The 26,705-nt window shown below is 68.9% G+C and carries 25 protein-coding genes; 13 read left to right on the top strand and 12 right to left on the bottom strand.

The genetic code is table 11. The annotated features are described in order from the left end of the window. Nucleotides 1-85: 85 nt before the first annotated feature. Both NOCYR_RS27750 and NOCYR_RS27745 read right to left on the bottom strand, forming a co-directional pair. Nucleotides 86-2,641, bottom strand: a complete 2,556-nt coding sequence (locus NOCYR_RS27750) for a DUF6049 family protein (RefSeq protein ID WP_014353745.1) — start codon at nucleotides 2,639-2,641, stop codon at nucleotides 86-88. Further along, nucleotides 2,638-3,174, bottom strand: a complete 537-nt coding sequence (locus tag NOCYR_RS27745; RefSeq protein WP_081505531.1) for an NUDIX hydrolase — start codon at nucleotides 3,172-3,174, stop codon at nucleotides 2,638-2,640. Before NOCYR_RS27745 ends, NOCYR_RS27750 begins: the two co-directional genes overlap by 4 nt. 144 nt (nucleotides 3,175-3,318) lie before the next feature. Between NOCYR_RS27745 and NOCYR_RS27740 the strand changes: the two genes are divergently transcribed. Continuing rightward, nucleotides 3,319-4,785, top strand: coding sequence for a CCA tRNA nucleotidyltransferase (locus NOCYR_RS27740; protein ID WP_048834497.1), 1,467 nt, complete (start codon nucleotides 3,319-3,321; stop codon nucleotides 4,783-4,785). Nucleotides 4,786-4,800: 15 nt separating this feature from the next. Here the strand turns inward: NOCYR_RS27740 and NOCYR_RS27735 are convergent, their stop codons facing one another. Next, the gene (locus NOCYR_RS27735) at nucleotides 4,801-5,616 is read right to left on the bottom strand and encodes a hypothetical protein (RefSeq protein WP_014353742.1); all 816 of its coding nucleotides are present in this window, start codon (nucleotides 5,614-5,616) and stop codon (nucleotides 4,801-4,803) included. 151 nt (nucleotides 5,617-5,767) lie between these two features. Between NOCYR_RS27735 and NOCYR_RS27730 the strand changes: the two genes are divergently transcribed. The 3 genes from NOCYR_RS27730 (at nucleotide 5,768) to NOCYR_RS27720 (ending at nucleotide 8,317) form a co-directional block, all read left to right on the top strand. Beyond that, nucleotides 5,768-6,523 carry a LamB/YcsF family protein gene (locus NOCYR_RS27730; RefSeq protein WP_014353741.1) on the top strand — a complete coding sequence of 252 codons (756 nt, stop codon included), beginning with the start codon at nucleotides 5,768-5,770 and terminating at the stop codon, nucleotides 6,521-6,523. 153 nt (nucleotides 6,524-6,676) lie between these two features. Then, the gene (locus NOCYR_RS27725; protein ID WP_014353740.1) at nucleotides 6,677-7,402 is read left to right on the top strand and encodes a 5-oxoprolinase subunit B family protein; all 726 of its coding nucleotides are present in this window, start codon (nucleotides 6,677-6,679) and stop codon (nucleotides 7,400-7,402) included. A 45-nt stretch (nucleotides 7,403-7,447) separates the two neighbouring features. Continuing rightward, nucleotides 7,448-8,317 carry a biotin-dependent carboxyltransferase family protein gene (locus NOCYR_RS27720; RefSeq protein ID WP_014353739.1) on the top strand — a complete coding sequence of 290 codons (870 nt, stop codon included), beginning with the start codon at nucleotides 7,448-7,450 and terminating at the stop codon, nucleotides 8,315-8,317. Here NOCYR_RS27720 and NOCYR_RS27715 read toward each other — a convergent pair. Further along, nucleotides 8,311-9,930 (bottom strand): DUF4185 domain-containing protein, encoded by a 1,620-nt coding sequence (locus tag NOCYR_RS27715; RefSeq protein WP_014353738.1) that lies wholly within the window; start codon nucleotides 9,928-9,930, stop codon nucleotides 8,311-8,313. The two genes, NOCYR_RS27720 and NOCYR_RS27715, sit on opposite strands and share 7 nt — an antisense overlap. 209 nt (nucleotides 9,931-10,139) lie before the next feature. Between NOCYR_RS27715 and NOCYR_RS28025 the strand changes: the two genes are divergently transcribed. Further along, nucleotides 10,140-10,715 carry a hypothetical protein gene (locus NOCYR_RS28025; protein ID WP_014353737.1) on the top strand — a complete coding sequence of 192 codons (576 nt, stop codon included), beginning with the start codon at nucleotides 10,140-10,142 and terminating at the stop codon, nucleotides 10,713-10,715. A 99-nt stretch (nucleotides 10,716-10,814) separates the two neighbouring features. Here the strand turns inward: NOCYR_RS28025 and NOCYR_RS27705 are convergent, their stop codons facing one another. Beyond that, nucleotides 10,815-12,143: a membrane protein gene (locus tag NOCYR_RS27705; protein WP_048834492.1), complete on the bottom strand. Its 1,329-nt coding sequence runs from the start codon at nucleotides 12,141-12,143 to the stop codon at nucleotides 10,815-10,817. Nucleotides 12,144-12,274: 131 nt separating this feature from the next. Then, complete coding sequence (locus NOCYR_RS27700) at nucleotides 12,275-12,742, bottom strand: NUDIX hydrolase (protein ID WP_014353735.1); 468 nt, start codon at nucleotides 12,740-12,742, stop codon at nucleotides 12,275-12,277. Nucleotides 12,743-12,966: 224 nt separating this feature from the next. On the opposite strand from NOCYR_RS27700, the gene NOCYR_RS27695 reads away from it, so the two are divergent. Together NOCYR_RS27695 and NOCYR_RS27690 are read left to right on the top strand one after the other, a co-directional pair. Continuing rightward, on the top strand, nucleotides 12,967-13,758 hold the full coding sequence (locus NOCYR_RS27695; protein WP_014353734.1) for a pirin family protein: 792 nt from the start codon (nucleotides 12,967-12,969) through the stop codon (nucleotides 13,756-13,758). A 119-nt stretch (nucleotides 13,759-13,877) separates the two neighbouring features. Then, nucleotides 13,878-14,345 (top strand): DUF4190 domain-containing protein, encoded by a 468-nt coding sequence (locus NOCYR_RS27690; protein ID WP_048833803.1) that lies wholly within the window; start codon nucleotides 13,878-13,880, stop codon nucleotides 14,343-14,345. Here NOCYR_RS27690 and NOCYR_RS27685 read toward each other — a convergent pair. Further along, nucleotides 14,323-14,847: a hypothetical protein gene (locus NOCYR_RS27685; protein ID WP_014353732.1), complete on the bottom strand. Its 525-nt coding sequence runs from the start codon at nucleotides 14,845-14,847 to the stop codon at nucleotides 14,323-14,325. The genes NOCYR_RS27690 and NOCYR_RS27685 overlap by 23 nt on opposite strands. A gap of 132 nt (nucleotides 14,848-14,979) precedes the next feature. Here NOCYR_RS27685 and NOCYR_RS27680 point away from each other — a divergent pair, with 132 nt between their 5' ends. From NOCYR_RS27680 to NOCYR_RS27670, 3 genes are read left to right on the top strand one after another with little or no spacing between them, the layout of a single operon-like run. Beyond that, nucleotides 14,980-15,831, top strand: coding sequence for a Scr1 family TA system antitoxin-like transcriptional regulator (locus NOCYR_RS27680; RefSeq protein WP_048833802.1), 852 nt, complete (start codon nucleotides 14,980-14,982; stop codon nucleotides 15,829-15,831). Between the two features lie 10 nt (nucleotides 15,832-15,841). Then, a complete protein-coding gene (locus NOCYR_RS27675; protein ID WP_014353730.1) occupies nucleotides 15,842-16,222 on the top strand; it encodes a DUF397 domain-containing protein in 381 nt (126 codons plus the stop codon). A 34-nt stretch (nucleotides 16,223-16,256) separates the two neighbouring features. Then, a complete protein-coding gene (locus NOCYR_RS27670; RefSeq protein ID WP_416382479.1) occupies nucleotides 16,257-18,269 on the top strand; it encodes a M13 family metallopeptidase in 2,013 nt (670 codons plus the stop codon). Between the two features lie 61 nt (nucleotides 18,270-18,330). Here NOCYR_RS27670 and NOCYR_RS27665 read toward each other — a convergent pair whose 3' ends face one another. The 4 genes from NOCYR_RS27665 to NOCYR_RS27650 form a co-directional block, all read right to left on the bottom strand. Next, nucleotides 18,331-19,218, bottom strand: coding sequence for a L,D-transpeptidase (locus NOCYR_RS27665; RefSeq protein WP_014353728.1), 888 nt, complete (start codon nucleotides 19,216-19,218; stop codon nucleotides 18,331-18,333). Nucleotides 19,219-19,686: 468 nt separating this feature from the next. Continuing rightward, nucleotides 19,687-21,027: a cytochrome P450 gene (locus NOCYR_RS27660; RefSeq protein ID WP_014353727.1), complete on the bottom strand. Its 1,341-nt coding sequence runs from the start codon at nucleotides 21,025-21,027 to the stop codon at nucleotides 19,687-19,689. A gap of 32 nt (nucleotides 21,028-21,059) precedes the next feature. Continuing rightward, complete coding sequence (locus tag NOCYR_RS27655) at nucleotides 21,060-22,274, bottom strand: serine hydrolase domain-containing protein (protein ID WP_048834489.1); 1,215 nt, start codon at nucleotides 22,272-22,274, stop codon at nucleotides 21,060-21,062. Nucleotides 22,275-22,315: 41 nt separating this feature from the next. Further along, nucleotides 22,316-22,834: a DUF6764 family protein gene (locus NOCYR_RS27650; protein WP_014353725.1), complete on the bottom strand. Its 519-nt coding sequence runs from the start codon at nucleotides 22,832-22,834 to the stop codon at nucleotides 22,316-22,318. A 209-nt stretch (nucleotides 22,835-23,043) separates the two neighbouring features. On the opposite strand from NOCYR_RS27650, the gene lppU reads away from it, so the two are divergent. Further along, entirely contained in the window at nucleotides 23,044-23,676 is a 633-nt protein-coding gene (gene lppU / locus NOCYR_RS27645) for an LppU family putative lipoprotein (protein ID WP_014353724.1), read from the top strand. A gap of 117 nt (nucleotides 23,677-23,793) precedes the next feature. Here the strand turns inward: lppU and NOCYR_RS27640 are convergent, their stop codons facing one another. Next, the gene (locus NOCYR_RS27640; RefSeq protein WP_014353723.1) at nucleotides 23,794-24,468 is read right to left on the bottom strand and encodes a S1 family peptidase; all 675 of its coding nucleotides are present in this window, start codon (nucleotides 24,466-24,468) and stop codon (nucleotides 23,794-23,796) included. A gap of 549 nt (nucleotides 24,469-25,017) precedes the next feature. On the opposite strand from NOCYR_RS27640, the gene NOCYR_RS27635 reads away from it, so the two are divergent. Together NOCYR_RS27635 and NOCYR_RS27630 are read left to right on the top strand one after the other, a co-directional pair. After that, nucleotides 25,018-25,836, top strand: coding sequence for an MlaE family ABC transporter permease (locus NOCYR_RS27635; RefSeq protein WP_014353722.1), 819 nt, complete (start codon nucleotides 25,018-25,020; stop codon nucleotides 25,834-25,836). A gap of 3 nt (nucleotides 25,837-25,839) precedes the next feature. After that, nucleotides 25,840-26,703, top strand: a complete 864-nt coding sequence (locus tag NOCYR_RS27630; protein WP_048833800.1) for an MlaE family ABC transporter permease — start codon at nucleotides 25,840-25,842, stop codon at nucleotides 26,701-26,703. Nucleotides 26,704-26,705 lie beyond the last annotated feature (2 nt).

Raw genomic sequence — 26,705 nt, 5'->3', positions numbered from 1 at the left:
GCCTCCTGTGCATCGCCGGGCAGCGGAACCGGACGGTGACGATGAGCTGTGCCGCGCCGAAGCGCACCGGGCGGGCCTGGCTCATCTACACCTCCTGTTGCTGTCCTTGCTGCCGAAGTGCGCGCTTACGCGCCCGCCGGTACCTGTTCACCCGTCGCCGGATGCCCGGATCGACGCCCTTGTCGGCGGGATCCGGCTCCCCGTGGAACCGGCGCCACAGGCGGCGTCCGGCCAACAGGAACAGCAGTATCCCGGCACATGCGGTAATTATCGCCAGCGTTTGACCGTACGCGTTCGAACGCACCGACACCGACGTGGCGTTGCCGAGCGGCACCCCCTCCGGCGTGGTAAGCGAAATCGGAATGACCAGGTTACGGGAGTCGCTGACCTCGGTGGGGATCTGGAACGAGCGGGTGCCACGGGGCGGCAGCTGCTGCTCGCCGATATCGGTGATCTTCGTCTCGGCCGGAGCGTCGATCCGGAACCGGATCCGCACCGCGACCGGCAGATCGTTGCGCGCCACCAGTAGCAAGGGGCTCTGCTCGGAGGCCAGGGTGTAGACCCCGCCCGGCGGCAGCACGGTGACCGAACCGAACATCCGGTCCAGCGCGGCGGTGGTCTGTTCCACGCGCCGCTGCGCGAAGGTATCGGCCATCGCGGTCTCGCCGCGGCGATCGGACAGGCTCAGCGCGCGCAGCAGATCATCGCGCAGCGGGGTGAGGAATTCCTGCGGCGTCGGCTCCGACTGCGGCACCTCCACCAGCGCGGCCATCAGTTCGCTGATCCGGTGGCCCTGATCGCGAATCGGCGCCACGAACCGGCCCGGCGCCGCGTCCTCGCTCGCCTGCGCGAGGTAATCGACCTGGTAGGGCGCGGGATCGACGGGCTGGTCGAGCAGCTGGGCGAAGCTGCGCGGGGTGGCCAGATTGTTCTCCAGCAGCAGCTCGACCTGCCGCAGTACCGCGATGGCCTCGTCGCGGTTGGCGCCCCACTGCTGCGGTGGCACCAGCAGGGCCGAGCGCGGCCGGTCGGGGCGCGGATTGAGCGCGCTCCACGACAGGGCGCCGAGCGCGTCCTGCAAACGGGCGGTCCTGGAGTCCTTGGTGACCTCGTAGCGCACCCGGTCCGGGGTGAACGAGGGTGTGGGCGGGTTGGAGCCCATCGCGGCCAGCGCCGTCGCCGACCAGATGTCGAAGGTGGCCGCGCGCAGGGCCGGGTCGTCGGCGGGTTCGGGGCGTGGCGCCGGGGCACCCGCGGCGGGCGGTGGTGCGGCGGCCGGTGGGGCCGGTGCCGCGGGCGTGGGGGTGCTGATTCCGGGCAGGCGGACCAGGTCGGGGACGCCCGGTTCCGGGTCGGTGCGCGTGGTGCGGGTGGCGGCGGTGCGTCCGGTGACGCCGGTGCGGGCCGAGGCGAGATCGGCTTCGTCGGCGGGTGCGACGGCGTTATCGGCCAGCACGGCGGTCTTGAAGCCGTTGCCGCGCAGCAGCATGCCCGCGCCCGTGTCGATGGTGCCGGAATCGGGCAGGCTCACCCCGCGTACCGAACGGGTGGCCAGGATGGCGTCGACGACGTCGGCGGGCGCCTTCACCGCACGCGCGGTGAGCTGCGGGTCGTCGACCGCGGCCAGCGCCGACAGGTCCACCTGCGCGAACGGCAGCGCGACGGTGCACATCGAGGAGGCCAGTACTCGCAACCGGTCCAGCCAGGCCTGGGCCTGCTCCGAACCGGTGCCCGCGCGGGTCGCGCCGCCCGGGTCCGACGGGCTGGCCAGCACCCGGTAGTCACCGGTCATCGCCTGCACGGTGAGCAGCAGATCGGGGTCGACGGCCACACACACCGACGACGCCAGCCGCTTGTCCCGGCCCGCGTCCGAGCCGAGCACGGTCTCCAGCGCGTCGAGCAGCTGCTCGAGCCGGCCGCCCTTGGCGAGCGAGGACGCCAGCTCGTCGTCGGTCAGTTCGGGCAGCTCGTCCACCGTGCCCGCGCGCCCGGCCACCAGCCGCGGCCGGTCCGCCAGCGGCCACACCAGCGTGGTCGCCACCGGAGGCGCGGGGGCGGGCGGCACCGGCTGGGTGGCGCCGGCCGAAGCGGGCGGCAGGCCCAGCACCGGCAGCAGGAACCGGGCGTCGTCGAGGCGGGCCTGGTTGCCGTAGGCCGGCTCCCCGTTGACGTTGAGCAGCAGCGGATACACCCCGGGCTCGGTGATGTCGAGCGAGGCGCCGGTGTCGTCGGCCCGCAACGCGATGCTCAGCGTGAACTGGCGACGCTGGCCCGGGCTGAGCCGCTCGGCGACGTCCTCGAACGGGCCCGCCACGTCGTAGTTGGCCTGGTCCAGCCGCAGCGCGGTGCGCAGTCCGCTCGGTTCGGCGACCGCGCGGGCGCGCTGCACCCGGACGCTGACGTCGTCGACCACCCGGTCGCCGATATTGGTGACAGTGCCCGACACCGTCAGCACCGGATCGCTGGTGGTGGTCACCGTGGTCGGGGTCACCGAGTCCAGCGAGAGCTTGAGGAACTTCGGCGACGTTTCCCCGGACTCGCTCGGCTGCGCGCGCGCGGCCGGTTCGCTCAGCACGGGCAGCGTCGCCACCGCGCCGAGAATCGTCAGGACCGCCACGATGATCCGCAGTCCACGCGTCATTGCTTGCTGGTCTCCATCCGGTCGATCAGCCGGTTCGCCACCTCGGCCAGGCGCCGTTCGTCGGCGTAGGCGAGCCGGGAGTCGAGCTCACTCAACGGAACCCACGCCACCTGGGTGACTTCGATGTCCGCGTCGGACAGTTCACCACCGACCGAGCGCAAAAGGAAATGGTGCACCGTTTTGTGTACCCGCCGGCCGTCGGTGACGAACCAGTAATCGATGCTGCCGAGTTCGGCGACCACCACGCCCTGGATGCCGGTTTCCTCGGCCACTTCCCGGATCGCGGTCTGCTCGGAGGTCTCGCCCTCCTCGATATGGCCCTTGGGCAGCGACCACAGCAGCCGTCCGCGTCGATCGGTGCGGCCGATCAGGGCGGCGCTGCGCTGTTCGCGTGGGCCGTCGAGACCGTCGACGACGAGGCCGCCCGCGGAGGTCTCCTTGACCGTGCGCATGCGTGGTCTCGCCGCGTTTCCGGCCGAACCTCGGCGCCGGGGCTGGCGGCGTCGACTGTTCGCGCGATCGGCCGGGGACACCAAGCAATCCTAATCGACGCCGGGGGCGCGACCGTCCATAGTCCGACGTATGGCCGGGGGTCCGCGGCGACGGCGATGTCGGCGACAGCGCCCGCCTGGGTAAGGTTCACGTTCGTGGTTTCGACCGGTCCCGACCCCGCCCAGCTGCCCGCGCAGTCCGATCCCGCGCAGCTCGCGCCCGATGAGCGCCGCACCCGGCTGCTCGCCGCGGCGGCGGTGACCCTCGGCAGTCTCGGTGATGTGCTGACCCCGCTGGGTGAGTTGTTCGCCGCGCGCGGTTTCCAGTTGTATCTGGTGGGCGGCAGCGTCCGCGACGCGATCCTCGGCCGGCTCGGCACCGACCTCGATTTCACCACCGATGCCAGGCCCGAGCAGGTGCAGCAGATGATGCGCGGCTGGGCCGACCACCTGTGGGATACCGGCGGCCTGGCCTTCGGCACCGTCAGCGCGGCCAAGGACGATCAGCAGCTCGAGATCACCACCTTCCGCAGCGATTCCTACGACCGGGTCTCCCGCAATCCGGAGGTCACCTTCGGCGACACCCTCGAAGGCGATCTGGTGCGCCGCGATTTCACCGTCAACGCGATGGCGGTGAAGATCGGCGCGGATGGCGCGCTCGAGTTCGTCGACCCGCTCGGCGGCATGGACGCCCTGCTCGCCGGCGTGCTCGACACCCCGTCGGCGCCGCAGGAATCCTTCGGCGACGATCCGCTGCGGATGCTGCGCGCGGCTCGTTTCGTCTCGCAGCTCGGTTTCACCCTGCATCCTCGGGTCCAGACCGCGATCACCGAGATGGCCGGTGAGATCGAACGCATCACCGCCGAGCGGGTGCGCACCGAACTGGACAAGCTCATCGCGGGCGCGCACCCCATCGACGGCATCAACATCATGTGCGAGACCGGGCTGGCCCAGATCGTGCTGCCCGAGGTGCCCGCGATGAAACTGGAGATCGACGAGCACCACCAGCACAAGGATGTGTACTGGCATTCGCTGACCGTGCTGGAACAGGCCATCGACCAGGAAGAGGGCGACCCCGACCTGGTGCTGCGCTGGGCGGCGCTGCTGCACGACATCGGCAAACCGGACACCAAACGCAATGAGCCGGGCGGCGGAGTCAGCTTCCATCACCACGAGGTGGTGGGCGCGAAGATGGTGCGCAAGCGGATGCGGGCGCTGAAATATCCGAAGCAGTTCACCGAGGACGTGGCCCGGCTGGTGTTCCTGCACCTGCGTTTCCACGGCTACGGCAAGGGCCAGTGGACCGATTCGGCGGTGCGCCGCTACGTCACCGATGCCGGTGACCTGCTGCCCCGGTTGCACAAGCTGGTGCGCGCCGACTGCACCACCCGCAACAAGCGGCGCGCCGCGGCCCTGCGCGCCACCTACGACGATCTCGAGCACCGCATCGCGCGGCTGCAGGAGCAGGAGGACCTCGATCGGGTCCGCCCGGATCTGGACGGCAACGCCATCATGGAGTTGCTGGACCTGAAACCGGGGCCTGACGTCGGCAAGGCCTGGAAGTACCTGAAGGAACTCCGGCTCGATCGTGGGCCGCTGACCAGGGACGAAGCCGAGGCCGCGCTGCTGGAGTGGTGGAAGACCCAGCAGTGAGCGCGGTCGCCGGGCTCAGAAGACGATCAGCGTCGTCCCCGCGACGATGGCCGCACGCATCTGCGCCAGGTCGAACGAACCGCTGACCTCGGGCAACTCGACGCGGAAACGCACCAGCTCACCCTCGCGCACGGCGTGCACGACGCGCGCGTTGTTGGGCAGTTCGGGCAGCTCGATCGGGCGCACGGTACGCATCCGGCGCGGGATCGGCACCCCGAACCAGCCGGCCCGGCGCACATCGAGGGTGAGCATGTTCTCGCGCACCCAGGCGTCGGTGATCGCGGTGATCCGGCGCTGCCGGTGCACGGCCCGGATCAGGCCGTCCGGGGCGAGTGAGAGTTTCCAGTCCAGCTGTTGTTCGTTGAGCCAATCGACCAGGGCGGCCGTGCTGACGGTGCCTTCGATATCGAGCTGGGCGGTGCGGACCTTGGTGGGGACGCCGGGGATCAGTCGCACGCCGTGCGCGATCACCGTCATCTCGCGGATCGGATGCTTGTCCCAGTGCAGATCGGTGAGCACCGTCTTGGTCTGGAAATGCGCGCCGCGGCGGCGCACCTTCAACACCTCGAGGGTGGCGGTCAGATCGTGGCCGAGCAGGGTGGCGGTGACCTCCTGACCGCCGAAGCGGCTGAGGATGCCTTCGCTGAGCACGGTCAGCAGCACATCGGGCATGAGCGCGGTCACCGTGCCCGCGCCCAGATCGGCCACCGGATCCACCCAGGCGGTGGTGTAGGAGATCCACTGCTCCAGCCAGGATTGCTCGAACAGCCGCTTGCCGAAGTCCACTGCCCACAGCGGTGACCAGGACTTCGGGTCGAAATACGTGGCCATGATTGCTCCGAGCGTACTGGTCCGGCCCGGCCGCGACCACGGCCGAATCCGGCGCCGACGGCGGCCGATACCCCGCGACCGGCCCCGGGCTGCGATCCTTGTCTGCGGAATCACACCCCGGGGACAATGGATACCGACGGGAAGGACGGGCATGGCGCTGGATCTGAACAGCGATCTCGGCGAGGGCTTCGGGCCGTGGACGATGGGCGACGACGCGGCCATGCTCGACATCGTCACCAGCGCCAATATCGCCTGCGGCGGCCATGCCGGCGACCCGTCGATCATGCGCAAGACCTGCGCGGCGGCCGTGGAGCGGGGCGTGCGCATCGGCGCCCACGTCGGCTACCGGGATCTGGCCGGGTTCGGGCGCCGGGCGATCGCGGTGGCGCCCGCGGAACTGCGCGACGAGGTGCTGTACCAGATCGGCGGGCTGGACGGTTTCGCCCGCGCCGAGGGCGATCGGGTGCGGTATGTGAAACCGCACGGCGCGCTCTATCACGCGGCCGCGCGGGACCGGAAGGTCGCCGACGCGGTGCTGGCCGCGGTCGCCGAATACGATCCCGAACTCGCGCTGCTCGGCCCGGCGGGCACCGAACTCGAGCACGCGGCCGGGCATATCGGGGTGCGGTTCATCGGCGAGGGGTTCGCCGATCGCGGCTACACTCCGTCCGGTGGGCTCGCCGATCGCGGCACCACCGGCGCGATTCTGCACACCAACGAGGCGGTGGCCCAAGCCGTCTCGATCGCCATGTCCGGCACCGCGCGCACCGTCGGCGGTTCGGGTGAGGTGACGGTGCGGGCCACCAGCATCTGCGTGCACGGCGATACCCCGGAGGCGGTGGAGATGGCGCGGCTGATTCGGGAGACCCTCGACGAGGTCGGTGTGGTGGTGGCGCCGTTCAGCTGAGCCGGCTGCGCGACGTGTGCCCGCTCGACCGCGGTAGGCGCCTATCTCGGCACCGGCCCTGCGACCGACGCCAGGCCCCGGACATCCGAAGCGTTCGATCGCCGGTACCTCGAGCGCGCGAGTCGTACCATCGGGGTCCTGGAGGAGGCGATGATGACGACATCGACGGGTCCGATGCCGCACCGGCCCGGCCCATCGCGCGCTGCCGGATCGCGCACCGACGACGCCGCGCGGGCGATCCGCCCGGCCGGTGACCGCGCCTTCCTGCTCACTCCCCCACCGGACGCCGTGGCCGAAGTGGCTGCCACCCTGCGTGATCGACGCCTCGACGGTGTGCAGGATGTGCTGCCCGCCGCCGAAACCGTGCTGGTGACACTGCGATCCACCCACGATGCCGAGCCGGTCCGCCGGGCCCTGCGCACTCTGCTCGAGGAGCCGGCCGAGCGCACCGATTCCGATGACGTTTCCCGTGGAACATCGCCCGGCGGCGAACCGGTGCTGATCCCGGTGCACTACGACGGCGGTGATCTGGACGAGGTCGCCCGCATCCTCGGCCTGAGTGTCGACGAGGTGATCGCCGCGCACACCGGCACCGTATGGCATTGCGCCTTCGTCGGTTTCGCGCCCGGGTTCGGCTATCTGCGCTCCCCCGACGACCGCCTCACGGTCCCGCGTCGCGCCGAGCCGCGCGTCGCCATCCCGGCCGGCAGCGTTGCCTTGGCAGGAGGGTTTTCGGCGGTCTACCCGCGCGAGTCGCCCGGCGGATGGCAGCTGATCGGGCGCACCGAGCTAACCATGTGGGACGTCGACCGCGATCCGCCGGCCTTGATCCGGGCCGGAACCGCGGTACGATTCGTCGACGCTCGGGCGCGGCGATGAGATCAGGGTGGGGCAGCCGACGATGATGCGCGCGGGGAGGCGTCGATGACCGACGACGATGCGAGACTGCTGGTGGAGCGGGTGGGTCCGCTGGCGACCATTCAGGATCTGGGCCGGCCGGGTTGGTTCGACTCCGGCGTGGGTGTTTCCGGTGCGGCCGATCGCGGCGCGCTGCGGCTGGCGAATCGGCTGGTCGGGAATCCGGAGGGCCACGCGGGGATCGAGGTGCTGCTCGGCGGGGTGCGGTTGCGGACGATGCGCCACACCACCCTCGCCGTCACCGGGGCGCCGTCACCGATCACGGTCGACGGCCGGCCGGTCGGGCACGCGAGTGTGCTGGAACTCGAACCGGACCAGGTGGTTTCGCTCGGGCTCGCGTCGACCGGGTTGCGCAGTTATATCGGGGTGCGCGGCGGGGTGGATGTCGCGCCTGTGCTGGGTTCGCGCAGTCGCGACACCATGTCCGGGATCGGTCCGGAGCCCTTGCGTGCCGGCGATGCGGTGCCCATCGGCCCTGCGCCACGGACGTTTCCGATCATCGAGCTCGCGCCGCTGCCGGAACTGCCTGTGGTCCTGGATGTTCGAGCCGTTCCCGGACCGCGTGACGACTGGTTCACCGATCCGGCCGCGCTGTTCGCGGGCACCTGGTCGGTCAGTGCTGACGTCGACCGCATCGGTGCGCGGCTACGTCGCGCGACCGGCCCGGAGCTGGAACGCCGTCGCGCACAGGAACTTCCGACCGAGGGCGTCGCGCTCGGCTCCATCCAGGTGCCGCCGAACGGGCAGCCGGTGGTGTTCCTCGCCGATCATCCGATCACCGGCGGCTATCCGGTGATCGCGGTCGTGGCCGACGCCGATATCGACCTGATGGCGCAGGCGCGGCCGGGCCAGACGGTGCGGTTCCGGCGCTACTGATCGAGCCGGGCGTGCATGAGATAGACGTTGTAGCTGTCCCAGGCCGAGATGGTGAAGTACAGGTCCTTCGCCGTCGACCACGGATGGATGAAGCCGCCGTAGGACTTCGGATAGTCGGTGGTCGACACCAGCGGCACCGCGTCGGTCCACGCGCCCTGCGGTGACGCGGCGGTGCGCAGGACGATCGCGCCGCGCGCCGAGTCCAGGTACACCATCTGCCAGCGATCCGATTCCGCGTCATAGCGCACCGACAGCTCCGAGGCGATCCCGGGAACCAGTGGCGTGGCGAGGTTTTCGGAGGCGGGCGCCCACGTGCCGCCGACCCAGTACTGGTAGGCCGACTTGTTGAGCACCTCGTCCTTGGGTACCCGCGCCAGGCCGATCACGCCGATGCGTCCGTTGGGTGTGCCGAACATGTAGACGTAGTCGCCGTGCGGCACCATCGCCGCCACCTGGAACCGGCCGAGCCCGAACAGGTTCTCCCACTTGGCGTGCTGATCCTTGACCCAGGTGCTGCCGTTGTCGTCGGAGTAGGCGATGCCGCCGTAATTGGTCCACCACAGACCGGGGATGCGGCTCCACCGATTCACCGACATGTAGCTCAGGTACTGCCGGTCGCCGAGGGCGAAGCCGGAGGTCGGGATGGTGGTGGTCTCCCAGTTCTTCACCTTGCGGCTGCCCAGCAGTTCGGCGGCGTGGCAGCGGCTGTCCTGCACCATGGTGTCGAGGGTCAGCCCGTCGGACAGGTCGCGGTCGGTGCTGTAGCCGAGGACGTTGCTGCGCCAGTCCTCGTCCTCGCCGCCGGCCCCGCCCGCGCTCCAGCCCTTACCGAAGGTGTCGCCGAAGACCACGGCCACCTCGCCCGGCCGGTTCTCCCACATCAGGCCGAGATCGGTGCCGTCGACCTGCCAGCGCATATCCGTGCGGTTCTCCGAGCCGGGCCCGGTGACCTGCTCCACCAGCCGCACCGACTCCACCCGGGCCGGCGCCACGGCGGGGCTCAGCGGTCCGGGCTCGGCCGGATGCGTCACGTGCGGCGGTGCGGGCTGCGGTGGATCGCCGGGCTCACCGGGTACCGGAATCGGGATGGGCTCGATTTCGGGTTTGATCTGGATCTTCGGCAGTTTGATCGGCTCGGCCGAACCGGAGGAGCTGCCGGACCCACTGCCGGAACCGGACCCACTGCTCGACCCCGATCCCGGCGCCGGCGGTGACTGCGGGGCGGGCGCGGATTCCTCCGGCTTCGCGTTGTCACGGATATCGGGGCACGGGTTGCGGCACGGATCGCTCGGCAGGGGTTCCGGCACGATCCGGGTGTTGTCCTGCGGCGGATCGGGCACCGGCACCGGGGTGAGCTGCGGGACCGGGATCGGGATATCGATCTGCGGTGGCAGCGGTGGTGCGGGCGGCTGGGACGGATCCGGTTCCCGCGCGAGCGGATCGAAACCGACCTCGCCGCAACTGTTCACCGGCGGCGGCGCCCACGGAAACGGTGCCGCCTGGACCGGCGCGGGAACCGCGAGCACACCGGTGAGCAGCACACCGAACAGGGCGGGACGGAACGGGGCGGCGGCGTGGGCGCGGATACCGAGGTGGTTCGGCAGAAGTCCCATGGCGCGGCGGCTCCCGGGTCGGATCGGAACGGACGGTGCCTGATCCCGCGGGCGTGCCTGTGCCGCGATCTCGCCGCATCCGGGGCCCCTCCGGATCAAACGAAGATCAACTTACCGTGCCGCGAGCCGGAAACCAGGGATGGGAGCCGGGAATCGACGAATGTTCATCCGGGTGGAACCGGATCGCCGCGCGCCGCGTCCAAGCAGATATGAACGAGATCGAGTACGCCTTCGGCACCGGCGACGGCACCGTCGACGTCTGGTCGACGCAGGCGGACCTGGAACTGGCCGGATCGCCGGATGCCGTGCGATTGGACTTCGACGGCGACGGCCTGATCGATGACGCTCTCTGGGACACCCAGGGCGACGGCGTCGCCGACGTCGCCGCCCTCGACCTGAACGACGACGGCGTACTCGACGCCTTCTTCACCGACCCCTCCGGCCACGGCGTCTGGGACCACCAGATCACCGGCAGCACCGCCGACGCCGCCAGCGAACCCCTGGACTGGATCGTGCGAGGTGAGGGCCCGCCGGCGGCCGATGCTCCCGACTCCCCTGCCGGATACGAGACCTCGCACCCCGCGCCACCGCCGGACCCGGTGACCGGGCAGGTCCTGCCGCAGCTCATGCCCCCGGTGGATCCCTTCGTCCGGCCCGATGTGCAGCCGGGCAACCCCGCCGGGCTGGTGGTGCAGTTCAACCTGGAGGTCCAGGTGAACGCGTCGCTGGGCCAGTCACAGACTCCTGCGGATCCGGCCGGGTTCGCAGCCGGCGAGCAGCCCTGATCGCGCTGCTCGTCCAGCCGGTCCGGGCCGGATCGACGAACTTCGCCGACGTTCGAGGGGTCGATGTGCGAGGTTGGCCGATCCGCCTGGACACGCGGCTCAGTGGGCCGGCGCGCGCCCGCGGCTGGTGTTGAGCGCGATGGCCAGCACGCCCGCGCAGTAGATGGCCGCCCCGGCCGCCACTACTCCCAGCGAGCGGCCGTTGGCGGGCACCACGAGCGCGGTCAGTGCGATGGCCAGCACGAATGCCACGTTGAACACGGTGTCCTGGAGGGCGAACACCTGGCCGCGGCGGGTGTCGTCGATATCGATCTGCATGGCGGCGTCGCCGGTGAGTTTGATGGTCTGGCCGGCCAGCCCGAACAGGAAGGCCCCGGCGAGCAGCAGCTGATGGGCGCGGTGTGCGGCGGCGCCGGCCTCGGCCACCGCGATGGGCGTCACCAGCACCAGTTGCACCACCGTCGCGGTCACCAGGCCGACCACCACCGTGCGCGGCCGGCCGAGTCGCGGGATGAGCACGGGCGCGACCACCGCGGCCACCAGCATGCCGCCGGCCGTCGCGGCGATGGCGACGCCGAAGCCGATGAGCCCGCTGTCCACACCCGAGCCGTCCGAGGGCGCCTGCCGCAGCACCAGCACCATGATCAGGGTGTTCATCCCGAACACGATCCGATGCGTGCCGATGCCGATCATCGCGGTGGTGACCTGCGCCGATTCCCATACCGCCCGGGCGCCGGTGCGCAGTCCGGTGGCGATCGCGTGCACGGTGCCGGTGCGCGCGGTCGCCCCGGCTTCCGGGCCGAGCGCCCGTGCCGCGAATCCGGTCGCCAGCAGTGCACCCGCCACCGACCCGGCCGCGCTCGCGGCCACCGCCACCGCCGACCCGGTATCGCCCGCGCCGATCAGCCCGATCACGGCCACCGAGGTGGCCGCCCCGACCCCGGCGCAGCCCGAAGCTATGGTGGCGAGCACCGAATTGGTCGGCACCAGCCAGCGTTGCGCCAGCACCCGCGGCAGCGCGGCCGACACCCCGGCCATCACGAACCTGCTGATCCCGACCACCGCCAGCGCGAGCAGCAGCAGCGGCGTCTCGCCGATCCCGGCCAGCAGCCCGACGCTCACCACCGCGATCAGAGCCGCCCGCAGCACATTCGCCACCAGCAGCACCGCCCGCCGATCCCAGCGGTCCAGCAGTGCTCCCGCGTACGGGCCGATGAACGAATACGGCAGCAGCAGCACCGCGAATCCGGCCGCGATGGCCAGCGGGTCGGTCTCGCGTTCGGGGTTGAACAGAATCGCCCCCGACAGCGCCGCCTGGAACATGCCGTCACCGAATTGCCCGGTGAAGCGCACCAAGGCCAGCCGGGCCACACCGGGGCTTTCCCGCAGGGCGGTGCGGAACGCCCTGATCTTGTCGAGCGTGCTCAGCGATGCGGTGCCCGGCTCGCCGGATTCGTCCGCCGCGTGGCGGTTGTCGGGGCGAGCATCGGACACGGCCGTGAGGCTACCCGGAACCGGCGGTGTTCCTGGCCGCGAGCAGGGCGCCGAGGGGCGCGCTTTCAGCGAATTCCGGTGCTGACCAGCGAACTCACCGTTTCCCGCATATCCGGCGCCATCGGCAGCTCGGCCAGCGCCTGCGCATCGATCCAGGCGTACGCGTCGTGTTCACCGGGCGCCAGTTCCACCTCACCCGGTTCCGCCTCCACCACGAAGGCGAATTTGCGGACGCGGGCTTTGGTTCTGGTGGCGTAGTCGAAGCTGCCCAGGAAATCGGTGATCGCGCGCACCCGCAGCCCGGTTTCCTCGTGCAGTTCCCTGGCCACGCTCTCGGCGAAGCTTTCCCCGGTTTCCACACCACCGCCGGGCAGTTCGTACATACCGCCGTGATAATCATCCGGCACGCGCCGCACGACCAGCAGTTTCCGGTCCCGGAATACGGCGACCCCGACCACGAAGTCGGTGATGCCGTCGCGTTGTGCCTCGGTGCGGAGCTGCCGCTCGACGCGGGCGAGTGTTTCCGGTCGCATCCGGCCCATCCCTCCGGTTCCCTTGGGGCACATTCTGTTACGCCGCCACGCCGATTCGGCAGATCGGCCGGTACTGCTCACCTACCGTTCATCCGCTGGTCGCTCGCGTAAAATGCCGAGTGCAGACAATTTACAAGGAATCGGGAGTATCGCGCGCCCGCGGTCGCGCTCGCGGTACTTCGACCGGAAAGGCGATGGTGCCAGAGCCCGAGAGGAGGACCGCGATGTCCACACTCACGACTCCGCATATTGACGTCCATCGCGGCGGCGATCGCATGAAAACACGTATCTCGTGGCTCGATTCGAAACACTCGTTCTCCTTCGGCCAGCACTACGACCCCGATAACACCCATCACGGGCTGTTGCTGGTGAATAACGAGGATATTGTTCTGCCAGGTCAGGGCTTCGATACCCATCCGCACCGGGATATGGAGATCGTCACCTGGGTGCTCAGCGGCAGCCTGGTCCATCAGGATTCGCTCGGCCACAGCGGAATCATCTATCCGGGTCTGGCCCAGCGGATGAGCGCGGGCACCGGAATTATGCATTCGGAGAAGAACGATTCCTGGCGACTGGACGGAAATCGCCCCGAACACGACGAACCGGTCCATTTCGTGCAGATGTGGGTGCTGCCCGACGAGCCCGGCGTCGACCCCGGCTACCAGCAGCTCGAGATCGACGACCAGCTGGCCGGCGGCGGCCTGGTCACCGTCGCCTCCGGGCTGCCCCGCTATCGCGATCGCACCGCCATCGCCATCAACAGCTCCCATTCCGCGCTGCATGTGGCCCGGCTCGCGGCCACCGAACCCGGCGGCCCGGATTCGGTGATCGAACTGCCGGACGCGCTCTACCTGCATGTGTTCGTCTCCCGCGGTGAGGTCGAGATGGAGGGCGTCGGCCCGCTCTACGAGGGCGACGCGGTGCGGATGACCCGCTCGGGCGGGCAGCGCATCACCGCGCGGATGCCCTCGGAGGTCCTGGTCTGGGAGATGCACGCGCGCCTGGGCGGTCCGTAACCGGCGCGCCGGACAGGTCCGTCGCCACGCCGATTCGCGCCCATACGCCATTAACATCGAAGGCCGGCGGGCGCGATCAATCCAAGCCCGGCCGACGGCCCCCGACCGAGAGGACCACCATGTCGCAGTATCCGCCTCCTCCCGGTAACTATCCGCCCCCGCAGCCCGGCCAATACCCCGGTCAGCCCGAGTATTGGCAGGAATCGCCGCAGCGTAAAGGCATGGCCATTACCGCGCTGGTGCTCGGCATTCTTGCCGCGTTGAGTTTCTGGACCGTTGTCGGCGGCGTGCTGTTCGGCCTGTTCGCGGTGATCTTCGGCGTGATCGCGGTGATCAAGGCGATGCGGGGCCGAGCGGGTGGGGCGGTGATGGCCTGGATCGGGCTCGTCCTGGGTGCGCTCGCGATCATCGGCGCCGTCATCGCGGGCATCCTCTACTGGGGCTTCGCCGAGGAGACCGGCTTCACCGACTTCTACGACTGCGTCAGCAAGGCGGGCAACGATCAGGCCGCGATCGACCAGTGCGAACGCGAATGGAATCAGCGCATCGAGGACAAGATCGGCGTTACCCCGACTCCCGCTCCCTGACCGCGACTGCCCTGGTCGCGGCCACCACATCGCCGAATTCCGGTCGGTAGTCGCCCTGCGGCGGATTGATCCAGACGCGGTAGCCGCTGTGCTCGTCGGCCGGGGACGGCAGCACGATCCGGCTGCCGGGCAAGGCCACCGACGCGCATTCGCGGAACAGATCGGCGAACAGTTCGGTGTCGAGGTAGGAGTCGTCGACCGGTTCGGTGAGGAAGGTCCAGCGCGCCGACCGTGGGTGCGCGATGATCGGCCCGTTGCGCATGCCCCGGCTGTCGAGCCGGTCCTGCACCCGCTTGCCGAGCCCGGCGGGCATCGCCACCGCGCCGACCGCCCCGATCTCGAGCATGATGCGGCCCAGTGTCTGGTCGACGTCGGCGAACAGGCCGTGTTCGGTGCGGTATCGACGGCAGCGGGCCGTCGGATCGGAGTCGGCGTAAGGATTCTGGCGTGGACCGGACGCGGGATAGCTGCCCGGCTCGGAATCGGTGCGGGACGTACTCATGACGAACCTCGCCCTCGGCGCTGGTGGATCTCGTACAGGTGGGATCGACCGCTGAACTCGACAGTAGCCCGGCTTACCAGCGCTGACAATAGTCACACGCCGGGGACTCGAGCGGGCGTAGCATCGGCAGCCATGGCACCCGTGTCGCCGACAGTTGCCCGCTGGGAATTGGTGCTGCGGCTGCGTGAGCTGCGCGAACAGCGCGGCTTCGATTCGGCCGGGTTCGCCAAGCTGGTCGGCTTCACCCCGGCCAACTGGTCGCATGTGGAAAAGGGCAGGCGGGTGCTGACCACCAACACCATCGGCCCCGTGCTCGACCAGCTCGAGGTGGAACCCGAGGAACGCGCCGAACTGCTCGAGCTGTTGCGGGCGAGTAAACAGCGCGGCTGGTGGGCGAAGTCCTCGGCGCTGATCGGCCCGGAACTCCAGCGCCTCTACGGCATGGAGTACGGCGCGCAGAGCATCCGCAGCTACGACAGTTCGGTGGTGCCGGGACTGTTACAGACCGAGGCCTATGCCAGGGCGCTGATCAGCGCCGATGTGATGATCCGGCCGGTGCAGGTGGAACAGTTGGTGGCGATCCGGATGCATCGTCAGCAGCGGTTGCGCGCCCCCGATCCGGTGGAGTTGACCGCGGTGGTCGGCGAGGGCACGTTGCGACAGCAGACCGGCGGGCCGGATGTGCTGTCCGGGCAGCTGCGGCATCTGGTGGACCTGATGACCGAACTCGACAACGTCGAGGTGCGCGTCATCCCGTTCACCGCACCGGCCGGGGCGGTGCTGGGCGGATCGAGCTTCCATTTGATCGATTTCGCGAGCGAGCGGCTGCCGACCTTCGGCTGGGCCGAGAGCGCGGTGTTCGGCGGCGCCGTCGACGACCCGGAGCAGGTGCGCGATCTGAGCTTCGCGTTCGTGCGCGCGCTGGAGCAATCGCTGTCGAGAGAGGACTCATTATCCCTGCTCAGACGGTATGTGGTCGGGTAAAATGCGGCCCATGGCCACCACCGCGAAGTACCGGCCGCATGCCCGCGGCTGGTTCACATCGAGCAGATCCAACAATGGCAACCAATGTGTCGAGGTTCGGTTCGATGGTGATGCGGTGCTCATCCGTGACAGCAAATATCGCCGCAACCCGGCCAATCGCCCCGACGAAGAGCCCATCATCACCGTCACCGCCTGCGAATGGACCGCATTCATCGACACCGTCACCGGGCGCGCAGCCGCCACCAGCGTCCTGACCGTGCACACCGCCGAGGATGGCCACACCAGCCTCGGTCACCGCGCCACCACCCTCACCTACACCCCCGAGGAGTGGCAGGCCTTCCTCGACGGCGCCATCGCCGGCGAGTTCGACCGCATCATCCTGCCCGCCTGAACGGCACCCCACAGAGGTCACGCCCACCGGCATACTGGTGGTCGTGACCTCCGAACTGACCAGCCCCTCCGGTATCGACCTGTCCCACCTCGACCCGGCCGTCCGGGTGCAGGACGACCTGTTCGCGCACGTCAACGGTGCCTGGTTGCAGTCGTATGAGATTCCCGCCGACCGGGCCGTCGACGGCGCCTTCCGCACGCTCTACGACCAGGCCGAACTCGATGTGAAGGCCATCATCCAGCAGGCCGGCGGCGCGCCGGGCAGCGAAGGCCGCAAGGTCGCCGACCTGTACGCGAGCTTCATGGACACCGAGCGGGTGGCCGCCGCCGGGCTCGCACCGATCGCCGCCGAGCTGTCGGCCATCGCCGAGGTGGCCGACCGGCCCGCCTTCGCGGCCCTGCTCGGCCGGCTGCAACGCACCGGCGTCGGCGGCGCGCTCGCGGTCTACGTCGACACCGACGACAAGAATTCCCAGCGCTACCTGGTGAACCTCACCCAGTCCGGAATCGGCCTGCCCGACGAGTCCTACTACCGCCAGGACGAATTCGACGCGATCCGCGCCGCCTACATCGCCCATATCGATCGGATGTTCGCCCTCGCCGCCGCCGACGAGTCCGTGGCCGGGCTGCTGCCGGCCGAGCCGGTGGGTCAGCGCGTGTTCGAACTCGAGCGCAAGCTGGCCGCCGGGCACTGGGACGTGGTGCGCCGCCGCGAGGCCGAATTGAGCTACAACCTGCGGACCTTCGCCGAGCTGGCCGAACAGCATCCCGAATTCGATTGGCAGGCCTGGGGTTCGGCGCTGTCGGAGAACGTCGCCAAGGATGCCGGTGAACTGTTCGCCGAACTCGTGGTGCGTCAGCCGGAGTACCTCGGCGTCTTCGCCCGTGCATGGGAGCAGGAGTCGCTGCCGGATTGGCGGGCGTGGGCGATGTGGCGGGTGCTGCGGGCGCGCGCCCCGTATCTGACCGACGCCCTGGTCGATGAGAACTTCGACTTCTACGGCCGCACCCTCACCGGTGCCCAGGAGAACCGCGAACGCTGGAAGCGTGGGGTGTCGCTGGTACAGGACCTGCTCGGCGAGGCCGTCGGCAAACTGTATGTGGAACAGCACTTCCCGCCCGCGGCCAAGGAACGCATGGTCGAGCTGGTGGAGAATCTGCGGGAGGCCTACCGCCGCAATATCGCCGAGCTGGAATGGATGGGCCCGGACACCAGGAAGGCCGCGCTGGCCAAGCTGGAGAAGTTCACCCCCAAGATCGGCTACCCCGACCGCTGGCGCGACTACTCGTCGCTGGAGATCGCCGCCGACGACCTGGTGGGCAATTACCGTCGTGGCTATGCCTTCGAAGTGGACCGCGATCTGAACAAGCTGGGCGGCCCGGTGGACCGGGACGAATGGCATATGACGCCGCAGACCGTCAACGCCTACTACAACCCCGGAATGAACGAAATCGTGTTCCCCGCAGCGATTCTGCAACCGCCGTTCTTCGATATGAATGCCGACGACGCGGCCAACTACGGCGGCATCGGCGCGGTGATCGGGCACGAGATCGGCCACGGTTTCGACGATCAGGGCGCCAAATACGACGGCGACGGCAATATGGTCGATTGGTGGACCGACGAGGACCGCACCGAATTCGCCAAGCGCACCAAAGCTTTGATCGATCAGTACGGTGTGCTGTCGCCGAAGGACCTGCCCGACGAGCACACCGTCAACGGTGAGTTCACCATCGGCGAGAACATCGGCGACCTGGGCGGGCTCTCGATCGCGTTGCAGGCGTATCGGATTTCGCTGAACGGGGCCGAGCCGCCCGTCATCGACGGGCTGACCGGCTTGCAGCGGATCTTCTACGGCTGGGCGCAGGTGTGGCGCACCAAGGCCCGTCCGGAAGAGGCCATCCGCCGGCTGGCCACCGATCCGCATTCGCCGCCGGAGTTCCGCTGCAATGCGGTGGTGCGCAATATCGACGCCTTCCACGAGGCCTTCGACATCCAGCCGGGCGATGCGCTCTACCTGGAACCGGAAGAGCGCGTGAAGATCTGGTAGCGGAAAGACGACGGCGGCGCGTCCGGAAGGGACGCGCCGCCGTTGTGGTCTGTGCGGAAGGTCAGTTCCAGTCGCCGAGTCCGTCACGCTGGTTGAGGGTGCCGCCCGCGGTGTTCTGCACGATCACCGCGTCGCCCTTCTTCACGTTCTCGAAGAACCACTTGGCGTCCTCGGTGCTCACATTGAGGCAGCCGTGGCTGACGTTGGACACGCCCTGCTGGCCCACCGACCAGGGCGCGGCGTGCACGAAGATGCCGCTGTTGGAGATGCGGGTGGCGTATTCCACGTCGAGCTTGTAGCCCTCGGGATCGTCGATCGGCACACCGTAGGTGGAGGAGTCCATCACCATCTCGCGACGCTTCTCGCCGACGATGTAGGTGCCGTTGGGGGTCTCGTGGTCGGGCTTGCCCATCGAGGTCGGCATGGTCTTGACCACCTCACCGTTGCGGGTGACGGTGATGGTCTTGGTGTTGTCGTCGGCGGTGGCGATCAGTGCCTCACCGATCCGGAAGGCGCTGCGGCTGCCGCCCGCCTCCACCACGACGTCGGTCTCGGCCGGCCAGAACTCGTTGGGCCGCCAGCGCACCTGCTTGTCGCTGAACCAGTAGAAGTGGCCCTCGGCCGGGTTCGACGAGGTGATCTTGATGGCGCGCTCGGCGGCGGCGCGATCGCCCACCGGCTCCTTGAAGTTGATGATGATCGGCTGTGCGACGCCGACCACCTCGCCCTCGCCGGGGTTGAGGCTCGGCGGTGCGAAGTTGGCCTGCGGCGGCACCGGCTCGGTGGCCATTTCCGCCGATCCCGACGGTAGGTGGGGCGCGGCCTGGGCAGGAGCGACGAGCAACGCGCCCGCGGCGGCGACCGCCGCGGTCAACAGGACGCCCTGGCGGAGCCGGTGCGCGCCACGACGGCGCATGCTCATCGACTCGGTGGTCTTGGCGGCATACATATGTTCTTCGTCCATTCCATCTCTCGGCCGCACCCGATCGCCGTGGATTGCACGGCGCGTGCGCGCGACCTGCGGAGCGGCCCGGTGACTGCTCACCGGACCTGCGGAGCACCCCACGGCATCGAACATGCGCGGTCCCCGCGGCGTGCGCATCGATCTCGGCGCACCGACGGGTCGTGGAGCCCGGAGCGGCCCCGACCGGGTACCCGCGGATCCGCTGCCGTGAAGGCGGCGACCCTGGCGGCTACACCTACCGCTCCGCCGACCATTCCTACCGTTGATGAGCCGGCGTTTCCAGCCGGGTTCTGCGGTGATAGGCAACCGCCACCGGTGTTCGTTCGCGCATTCCCCGCCCTGACGCATGCAGGTCGGGCGAAACGCGCCGCTCACACCGGTGAGTCGCAGGCGGTGCGGTGATCGGCCCGGACAGTCGGTACGGGCGGGCCCCAAACATGTTGGTGAGCTAAATCACTCGAGCACGGTGAATCGGATCCGTCTGCTCGGTGCGGTAGCGATCCCGCGCGGCAGGGCGCGGGGCAGCCGGTCGCGATCGAGCGGCGGTGCGAGCCGCAATCGAGTGCGGCCGACGATGGTCGCGAGGGCGATGCGCAGTTCGGTATCGGCCAGCGCGGCACCCACACAGCGGCGAAACCCGCCGCCGAAGGGTGCGAACTCGAACGGGGTGTAGCGACGGTCGAGAAAGCGTTCGGGGCGGAAACGGTCCGGCTCGGACCACACCGCCGGATCGGAATGCAGCAGTGGAACCGCGACGCCCATGATGGCGTCGGGTCCCAGCGCCACCCCGCGCAGCGTGTAGGGCGCGGTGAGTCTGCGCAGCACGATCGGCACGGCCGGATGCAGCCGCAGCGTTTCCTGGCAGACCGCATCGAGGTAGGGCAGCCCGAGCAGCTCCTGCGGCGCCGGCTCCGGACCCGCGGCCCGCAGTTCGTCGCGCAACCGGTGCAGTACGGCGGGTTCGCGATGCACCCGCAGCAGCGCCCAGGCCAGCGTGTTGGCGGTGGTCTCGTGACCGGCGACGAGCAGCGTGCGCAGCTGATCGCACAGGTCGTGATCGGAGATCGTGCTGCCGTCCTCGTAGCGGGTGCCGAGCAGGGTCGAAGCGATGTCCTCACCAGGTGGGCTGTCGCGCCGCTCGGCGATATCGGCGAGCAGCAGCTGATCCAGCCGCTCGCGCGCGGCGACGAACCGGTCCCACGGCGCCAGCCCGAACAGCCCGCGGCGCAAGACGGGTGCCAGCATCAACGGTCCGGAGAAGCTGCCGAGGAACGCGCCGATCGCGGCGAGATAGGCGGGCCGGCGTTCGGCACCGATTCCGAACACCGCGTCCAGGATCACCCGCAGCGTGATGGCGGTAGCCGCTGAACGCGCATCGATGACGCTGCCGGGCCGCCATTGATCCACCTCGCAGCGCACCGATTCCGCGATGAGTTCACCGTAACCACGCACCCGCGTCCCATGCAGCGCCGGTGCCAGCAGCGCGCGATCGCGGCGGTGGCGTTCGCCGCCGGTCAGGATCAGCGAGGCCGTGCCGACCAGCGGTTCGATCGGGTTCGGCCGCGGCGGAACCAGTGCGTCGACCGGCGCGCGGAACACCTCGCGCGCGCCCTCGGGGGTTCCGGTGAACACCGCTTCGCCGAGTCCGGGGAACCGCAGCAGGAACGGATCGCCGTCACGCTCGCGTCGCCTGCGGAAATACCACTGGAAGTCGATCCCCGCGGCGGCGGCATGCACGAGCGCCGCGCGCGGCCGGCGCAGCACCACCTGCCCGGCGCGGGTGCTCGGTTCCATACCGCTGGATACGGGCGGTGGACGGCGGCGGTTCAGTGCTCGTGGACGGTGTCGAGATCGTCGACGGGACGTTCCTTGCGGACGGTATTGCGCGCCAGCGCCGCCAACCGGGCCAGCCGGGCGTCACCGAGCGCGGTGACCGCGTTGCCGAGCCGATTGGTGACGAACGCGACCGACATGCCGAGCAGCGGATCGGCATATGCCCCGGACCCGCCGACGCCGTAGTGCCCGAAAGCTTTTCGCGGCTGCTGCTTGGTCATCAGCACCGGACGGTGATAGCCGAGGGTGAACCGCAGCGGGAACCCGAGCACATAGTCGCGGCTCTCGGTCGGCTGCACCTGATTGATCTTCTCGATGGTCTCGGGATTCAAGAACTGAATCATGCGCCCGCGATCGGCGCCGAGCCCGGCGACCTCTCCGCGATTGGCGAGTGCGCCGTACATCCTGGCCAGCGCACGCGCCGAGAACACGCCGTTCCAGCCGGGCATCACGGCATCGTGCACCCGCGGATCGCGCACCAGCTCGTCGAAACTCTCCGGCATTCCGGCCTCGGCCAGCCCGCGCACCGGCCGCACCCACGACAGCACCGACGACGCGGTGTTCCAGCGGATACCGGGCGGAGCCAGGTGCGGAAATGTCTTGGCGATCCGGTAGCGCTCGGATTCGGGTACCCGGAACCAGAATTCGTCGGTGCCCAGCGGGATCGCGATCTCGCGGCGCAGCACGTCGGTGAAGGGCTCGCCGGTCACCCGCTGCACCAGTTCGGCGACCAGCCAGCCGAAGGTGATGGCGTGGTAGCCGGAGGTGCGGATGCGCCGCGGGTCCGGCGGGCTGTCGGCCAGCGCCCGCACCACCGAGTCGTAGTCGAGGATGCCCTCGCGGCCCGGCACCAGCCCGCGCACCCGGTGCAGACCGGCGCGGTGGGACAGCACATCCCGCACGGTGATGTCCTCTTTTCCGTGCGCGGCGAACTCCGGCCAGTACTCGGCGACGGGCGTGTCGTAATCGATGAGACCGCGTTCGGCCACCCGGTGCAGCACCGTCGAGGCGACACCCTTGCCGGTGGAGAAGGTCAGCGCGACGTTCTCGCCGTTCCAGCGCTTGTCCTTGGCCGCCCAGCCGGCCCAGATGTCGACCACCGGTTCGCCGTCCAGATAGATCGCCAGCGCGCCGCCGCCCCGGCTGGGCTGGGTGAACATGCCGAAGAAATGGTCGGCCAGCCGGATGAACCGCGGGTCGACCAGCATCTCGCGCGGGGCCGAGAGCCCGCGCGCCGGTTCGGCGGTGCTCACGACCGCTGCCAGCGGCCCACCGGAGTCGCCAGGCAGGCTTCGCCCGTACCGGCGTTCCACGCGAACGCCGCCACGCCGAGGCACACCACGGCGTCTTCACCGGAGAGCACCTGGGCGCGGGATCCGTCCACTGCCAGCGATACCGCCACCGCCGAAGAACTTGTCGCCCCGCCCACCGGCAGCAGCGAGGTCAACGCGACGGCGTCGGGTCCGAGCCCGACCGCGATCGGCACGCCACCGACTCCTTCGCTCGCGCCGAGGCCGCCTGCCGCGCCGATCCCGACCGCGGTGGCGCCCGACGATGCTATGGCGTAACCGATGCCGTCGACTCCGGCCGAGCGCGCCTTGCCGAACTCGCCCGAGCGCGCCCGGCACCCGTGGTCGCCGTCGAGGATCATCACGTCGGCTCCGTTGTCCGCGGCGCATTGCACGGTATTTGCCGAGGCCACCGCCGGTGCCGCGAGACAGGCCCCGGCGGTCGCGGTGGCGCAGGCGATCGCGCTGATCAGCTTCATGTCCGACTCCTCTCGCACCGGCCTCCTCACCATAGGCGAGATCATTGCTGCGGGGGCGGTTCCGGGCGCATGCGCGACGCGCGGCGCGGCGTTCGACTCGACCGCACCGAAGCGGTGGTGTATTCATTTCGAGGTGTTTCAAGCACTGTTGTGGACTTCGGATTCGTACGGGGGTGTGAGTTCGGCGTTGCTGCTCGGGAGGACTTTTCGTGTCTGGTCGATCGACCTTCGCCCATCGCGCGCTCGTGGCCTGTGCCGTCGCGGCGGCGCTCGTACCGTTCGCCGCCGGGTGTAGCACCACCGTCACCGGCACCGCGCAACCCGCGCTGGACAACGCGATCTCCCCGACCAGCAGCGCCGAATCGACCTCCGATTCCGAGCCGACCAGCACCCGCTCGCCGCGCACCACCACCAGCACCGCGCCGACCGGCGGCAACACCTCCTTCGACGCCGAGATCGGCGACTGCGTGACCCTCGGTGGCACCACCACCGACGCCGAGATCGATCGGGCCTCCTGTGGCAGCCGCGCGGCCAACTACAAGGTCATCGGCAAGGTGGCCAAGCGATCCGAATGCGTCAGCGATGCCGACAGCTATTACGCCGAAACCGTCAACGGTGTCGAGCAGGGCGCGCTGTGCCTGGATATCGACTGGGTGGTCGGCGGCTGCATGGATGTCGGCGGTGAGGATCCCAAGCGGGTGGACTGCACCGAACCGGCCGTCGACGGGGTGAAGGTGCTCTCGATCGAGCAGGACGCCGACTCCGCCGATGCCTGCGGTGCGGGCGGCAGCGGGTACGTCTACCCGGAGCGCCGGTTCGTGGTGTGCGTCGAGGAGCTGTAGGTTCCCCGCGTCACCGCACCTGCTCTACCGGGGTCGGCCGCACCACCGAAGCCCCTGAAACGCCGAATGAGCGGGCGCTCACGCCCGCTCATTCGGCGAAAGTTCTACCGGTCCGGATCAGATGGGCCGGAAACCCGAGCCCGTCCCGCCGCGCGCGTTGACGTCGTCCATGATCGCGGTCAGGTTGGTGCCGACCTCGGGGCCGAAGCAGGCGATGGCCAGGTAGGCGTTCACCATGCCGACGAGGGTGGACCCGACGACAACCGGTGCGCCGGAATCGCCTTCGACCACGCACATCTGGGCCCAGGTCTCGTAGTTGGTCTGGAAGATGTCGCCCCAGGTGACGCCGCAGGTGTTGCCGGTGGTGCGGCCTTCCTTGCAGACGATGGTCGGGAACTGCGGTGCGGCGCCGATCCCGGTGATGGTGACGTTGCCGATCCGGTTCACCGGGGTGATCCGGTTCGGATCGAACTGGATGACGGCGTAATCGAGTTCGTGGTTGGAGAAGACGAACTTGCCGATCGGCCCGTAGCCGCGGTCCACCTCGGCGTACACCTGCGCGCCCGCGTCGCCGCAGTGCCCGGCGGTGAGTCCGACCAGTCGTCCCGCCGCATCGTGGCCGACCGTGGTGACCGTGCACTCGAACATGTTGTCGATGACGATTCCTGATCCGCCGCCGATGACCGGCGCCCCTGGTGCGGCGCCGGCGGCGCCAGCGCCGGTCCCGAGCAGCGCCGCTCCGATGGCGACGGCGAGGACGGCGTTGGCCGCCTTGGCGAGTTTGCTGAACATGTCCCTCCAGACGTCGGAAGCCCGCACGATATCAATCTGCGAGACCCATCGTGTCAGTATTTGCGCTCGGGCGCGTCATCGGCGTGGCCGAGCCCGCCGGGACGCCGATTTCCATACATGTCGCCAGGTTTGTCTCTTTCCATCGAAATAGCCTCTTGCTATCACCGACTCTATATCGTCAGCGAAGTTTACAAAGCGAGTCCTGTCATGGTCGGCTGTCCAGAATTGAATCCCCGTGCAATTTCGATGAATGGTTTCCCTATTTATTGGGAACGGCTCCGCATCGGGTCCGGCTCACATGCAGGGACTCTGTAACTTGTTCCAGTTCTATTCCGGGAAAGATTGGGATCAATACCAACTCCGGTGTCATAACTCAGTGGTCACAGTGCATAGTGACAACGGTCTATGACCGCAATCACATGTCTATGGTGTGTTCTGCGCTACTCCGTAGTAAGGTGCGTCAAGCAAACAAGTCGTCGGGGCAGGTAAACCGACGTCGAGAGGGGTTAGTCAGTGCAGTCGACCAAGAGTCCACCAGCGGGTTCGAGATTGAGCGATGCGGTCGAGTGGACGAAGGACTACTGGCGCGACCATCCCAAAAAGTCGCTGGAAACGCTCGGCCGTCAGATGACGATGGGCGCGCAGGCCGTCACCGAACTCGTCGTCGCCATCTTCCGGCGCCGGTTTCCGTTCGACGAGTTCATCCGCCAGTGCGCCTTCATGGCCAGCGTCGCCGCCGCGCCCACGCTGCTGGTCGCCATCCCGATCGGCGTCATCGTCTCGATTCAGGTCGGCGCGGTCGCCAGTCAGGTCGGTGCCACCTCGTTCATCGGTGCGGCCAACGGCCTCGGCATCATTCAGCAGGGCGCGCCACTGGTCACCGTGCTGATGATCGCAGGCGCCGTCGGTTCGGCCATCTGCGCCGACCTCGGTTCCCGGACCATCCGTGAGGAAATCGACGCCATGAAGGTGATGGGCGTCGATCCGATGCGGCGCCTGGTCGCGCCCCGGCTCGGCGCGGCGATGATCGTCAGCGTGCTGCTGTGCGGGTTCGTCGTCTTCGTCGGCTTCCTGACCGGCTACATCTTCAATATCTTCGCCCAGGGCGGCACCCCCGGCTCCTACATCGCGACCTTCTCCTCGTTCGCGGTGACCCTGGATCTGCTGGTGGCACTGATCAAGTCGCTGCTGTTCGGCCTGCTCGCGGCCATCATCGCCTGCGATACCGGGCTCAACACCCGCGGCGGCCCCGGCGGTGTGGCCAACTCGGTCAACACCGCCGTCGTCATGTCCGCGGTGATGTTGTTCGGCGTGAACGTCATCTTCACGCAGGTCTACAACACCCTCTTCCCCCCGACGGTGGTGTAGCCGGTGTCCGCGACTTATGTGCCGCCCCTGCTGCGGCCCTTCCAGAAGCTCCGCACCGCGGCCACCGCGCCCAAGGACATGCTGGCCCGCCTGGGCCACCAGGTGTTCTTCTTCCTGCGCTCGATCGGCTCGATGCCGCTGGCGTTCAAGCAGTACCCGAAGGAAGTCTGGCGGCTGCTGTCCGATGTCACCTGGGGCAACGGCAATCTCGTCGTCGGTGGCGGCACCATTGGCGTCATCCTGATCCTGTCCGCCTTCGGCGGTATGACCGTCGGCATCCAGGGTCACACCTCACTGAATCTGCTCGGGCTGAGCCCGATCACCGGCGCCATCTCGGCCTTCGCCACCACCCGTGAGCTCGGCCCGCTGCTGGCGGCGCTGGCGTTCGCGGCGCAGGCCGGCTGCCGGTTCACCGCGCAGCTGGGCGCCATGCGCATCTCCGAGGAGATCGACGCGCTCGAATCGGTGGCCATCCGGCCGCTGCCCTACCTGGTCAGCACCCGGATGATCGCGGCGATGATCACCATCGTCCCGCTGTACTGCCTCGGCCTGGCCATGGCCTACATCTCCTGCGCGGTCACCGTGCAGCTGATCGGCGGCACCGACAGCGGTACCTACATGCATTACTTCTACCAATTCCTGATACCGACCGACGTGCTCTATTCGCTGCTCAAAGCGATCGTGTTCGTCGCGATCACCACGTTCATCCAGTGCTACTACGGCTTCTTCGCCTCGGGTGGTCCCGAGGGTGTCGGTGTGGCAGCGGGTCGCGCGATCAAGATGTGCATCATCGTGGTCGTCTTCGCCGACCTGTTCATGACCTTGGCAATCTGGGGTGTCAACCCCGGCATCCGGATCTCGGGGTAGGT

Source organism: Nocardia cyriacigeorgica GUH-2, assembly GCF_000284035.1.
GTDB lineage: Bacteria > Actinomycetota > Actinomycetes > Mycobacteriales > Mycobacteriaceae > Nocardia > Nocardia cyriacigeorgica_B.
The sequence above is the reverse complement of the archived record's forward strand: the minus strand, read 5'-3'. Positions and strand labels throughout refer to the sequence as shown.

Excerpts from the sequence above, each read along its gene's own strand:
- NOCYR_RS27750 (WP_014353745.1), bottom strand. The coding sequence starts at position 2,641 with ATGACGCGTGGACTGCGGATCATCGTGGCGGTCCTGACGATTCTCGGC.
- NOCYR_RS27735 (WP_014353742.1), bottom strand. The coding sequence starts at position 5,616 with ATGGCCACGTATTTCGACCCGAAGTCCTGGTCACCGCTGTGGGCAGTG.
- NOCYR_RS27730 (WP_014353741.1), top strand. The coding sequence starts at position 5,768 with ATGGCGCTGGATCTGAACAGCGATCTCGGCGAGGGCTTCGGGCCGTGG.
- NOCYR_RS27725 (WP_014353740.1), top strand. The coding sequence starts at position 6,677 with ATGACGACATCGACGGGTCCGATGCCGCACCGGCCCGGCCCATCGCGC.
- NOCYR_RS27720 (WP_014353739.1), top strand. The coding sequence starts at position 7,448 with ATGACCGACGACGATGCGAGACTGCTGGTGGAGCGGGTGGGTCCGCTG.
- NOCYR_RS27715 (WP_014353738.1), bottom strand. The coding sequence starts at position 9,930 with ATGGGACTTCTGCCGAACCACCTCGGTATCCGCGCCCACGCCGCCGCC.
- NOCYR_RS28025 (WP_014353737.1), top strand. The coding sequence starts at position 10,140 with ATGAACGAGATCGAGTACGCCTTCGGCACCGGCGACGGCACCGTCGAC.
- NOCYR_RS27700 (WP_014353735.1), bottom strand. The coding sequence starts at position 12,742 with ATGCGACCGGAAACACTCGCCCGCGTCGAGCGGCAGCTCCGCACCGAG.
- NOCYR_RS27695 (WP_014353734.1), top strand. The coding sequence starts at position 12,967 with ATGTCCACACTCACGACTCCGCATATTGACGTCCATCGCGGCGGCGAT.
- NOCYR_RS27690 (WP_048833803.1), top strand. The coding sequence starts at position 13,878 with ATGTCGCAGTATCCGCCTCCTCCCGGTAACTATCCGCCCCCGCAGCCC.
- NOCYR_RS27685 (WP_014353732.1), bottom strand. The coding sequence starts at position 14,847 with ATGAGTACGTCCCGCACCGATTCCGAGCCGGGCAGCTATCCCGCGTCC.
- NOCYR_RS27680 (WP_048833802.1), top strand. The coding sequence starts at position 14,980 with ATGGCACCCGTGTCGCCGACAGTTGCCCGCTGGGAATTGGTGCTGCGG.
- NOCYR_RS27675 (WP_014353730.1), top strand. The coding sequence starts at position 15,842 with ATGGCCACCACCGCGAAGTACCGGCCGCATGCCCGCGGCTGGTTCACA.
- NOCYR_RS27665 (WP_014353728.1), bottom strand. The coding sequence starts at position 19,218 with ATGTATGCCGCCAAGACCACCGAGTCGATGAGCATGCGCCGTCGTGGC.
- NOCYR_RS27660 (WP_014353727.1), bottom strand. The coding sequence starts at position 21,027 with ATGGAACCGAGCACCCGCGCCGGGCAGGTGGTGCTGCGCCGGCCGCGC.
- NOCYR_RS27655 (WP_048834489.1), bottom strand. The coding sequence starts at position 22,274 with ATGCTGGTCGACCCGCGGTTCATCCGGCTGGCCGACCATTTCTTCGGC.
- NOCYR_RS27650 (WP_014353725.1), bottom strand. The coding sequence starts at position 22,834 with ATGAAGCTGATCAGCGCGATCGCCTGCGCCACCGCGACCGCCGGGGCC.
- NOCYR_RS27640 (WP_014353723.1), bottom strand. The coding sequence starts at position 24,468 with ATGTTCAGCAAACTCGCCAAGGCGGCCAACGCCGTCCTCGCCGTCGCC.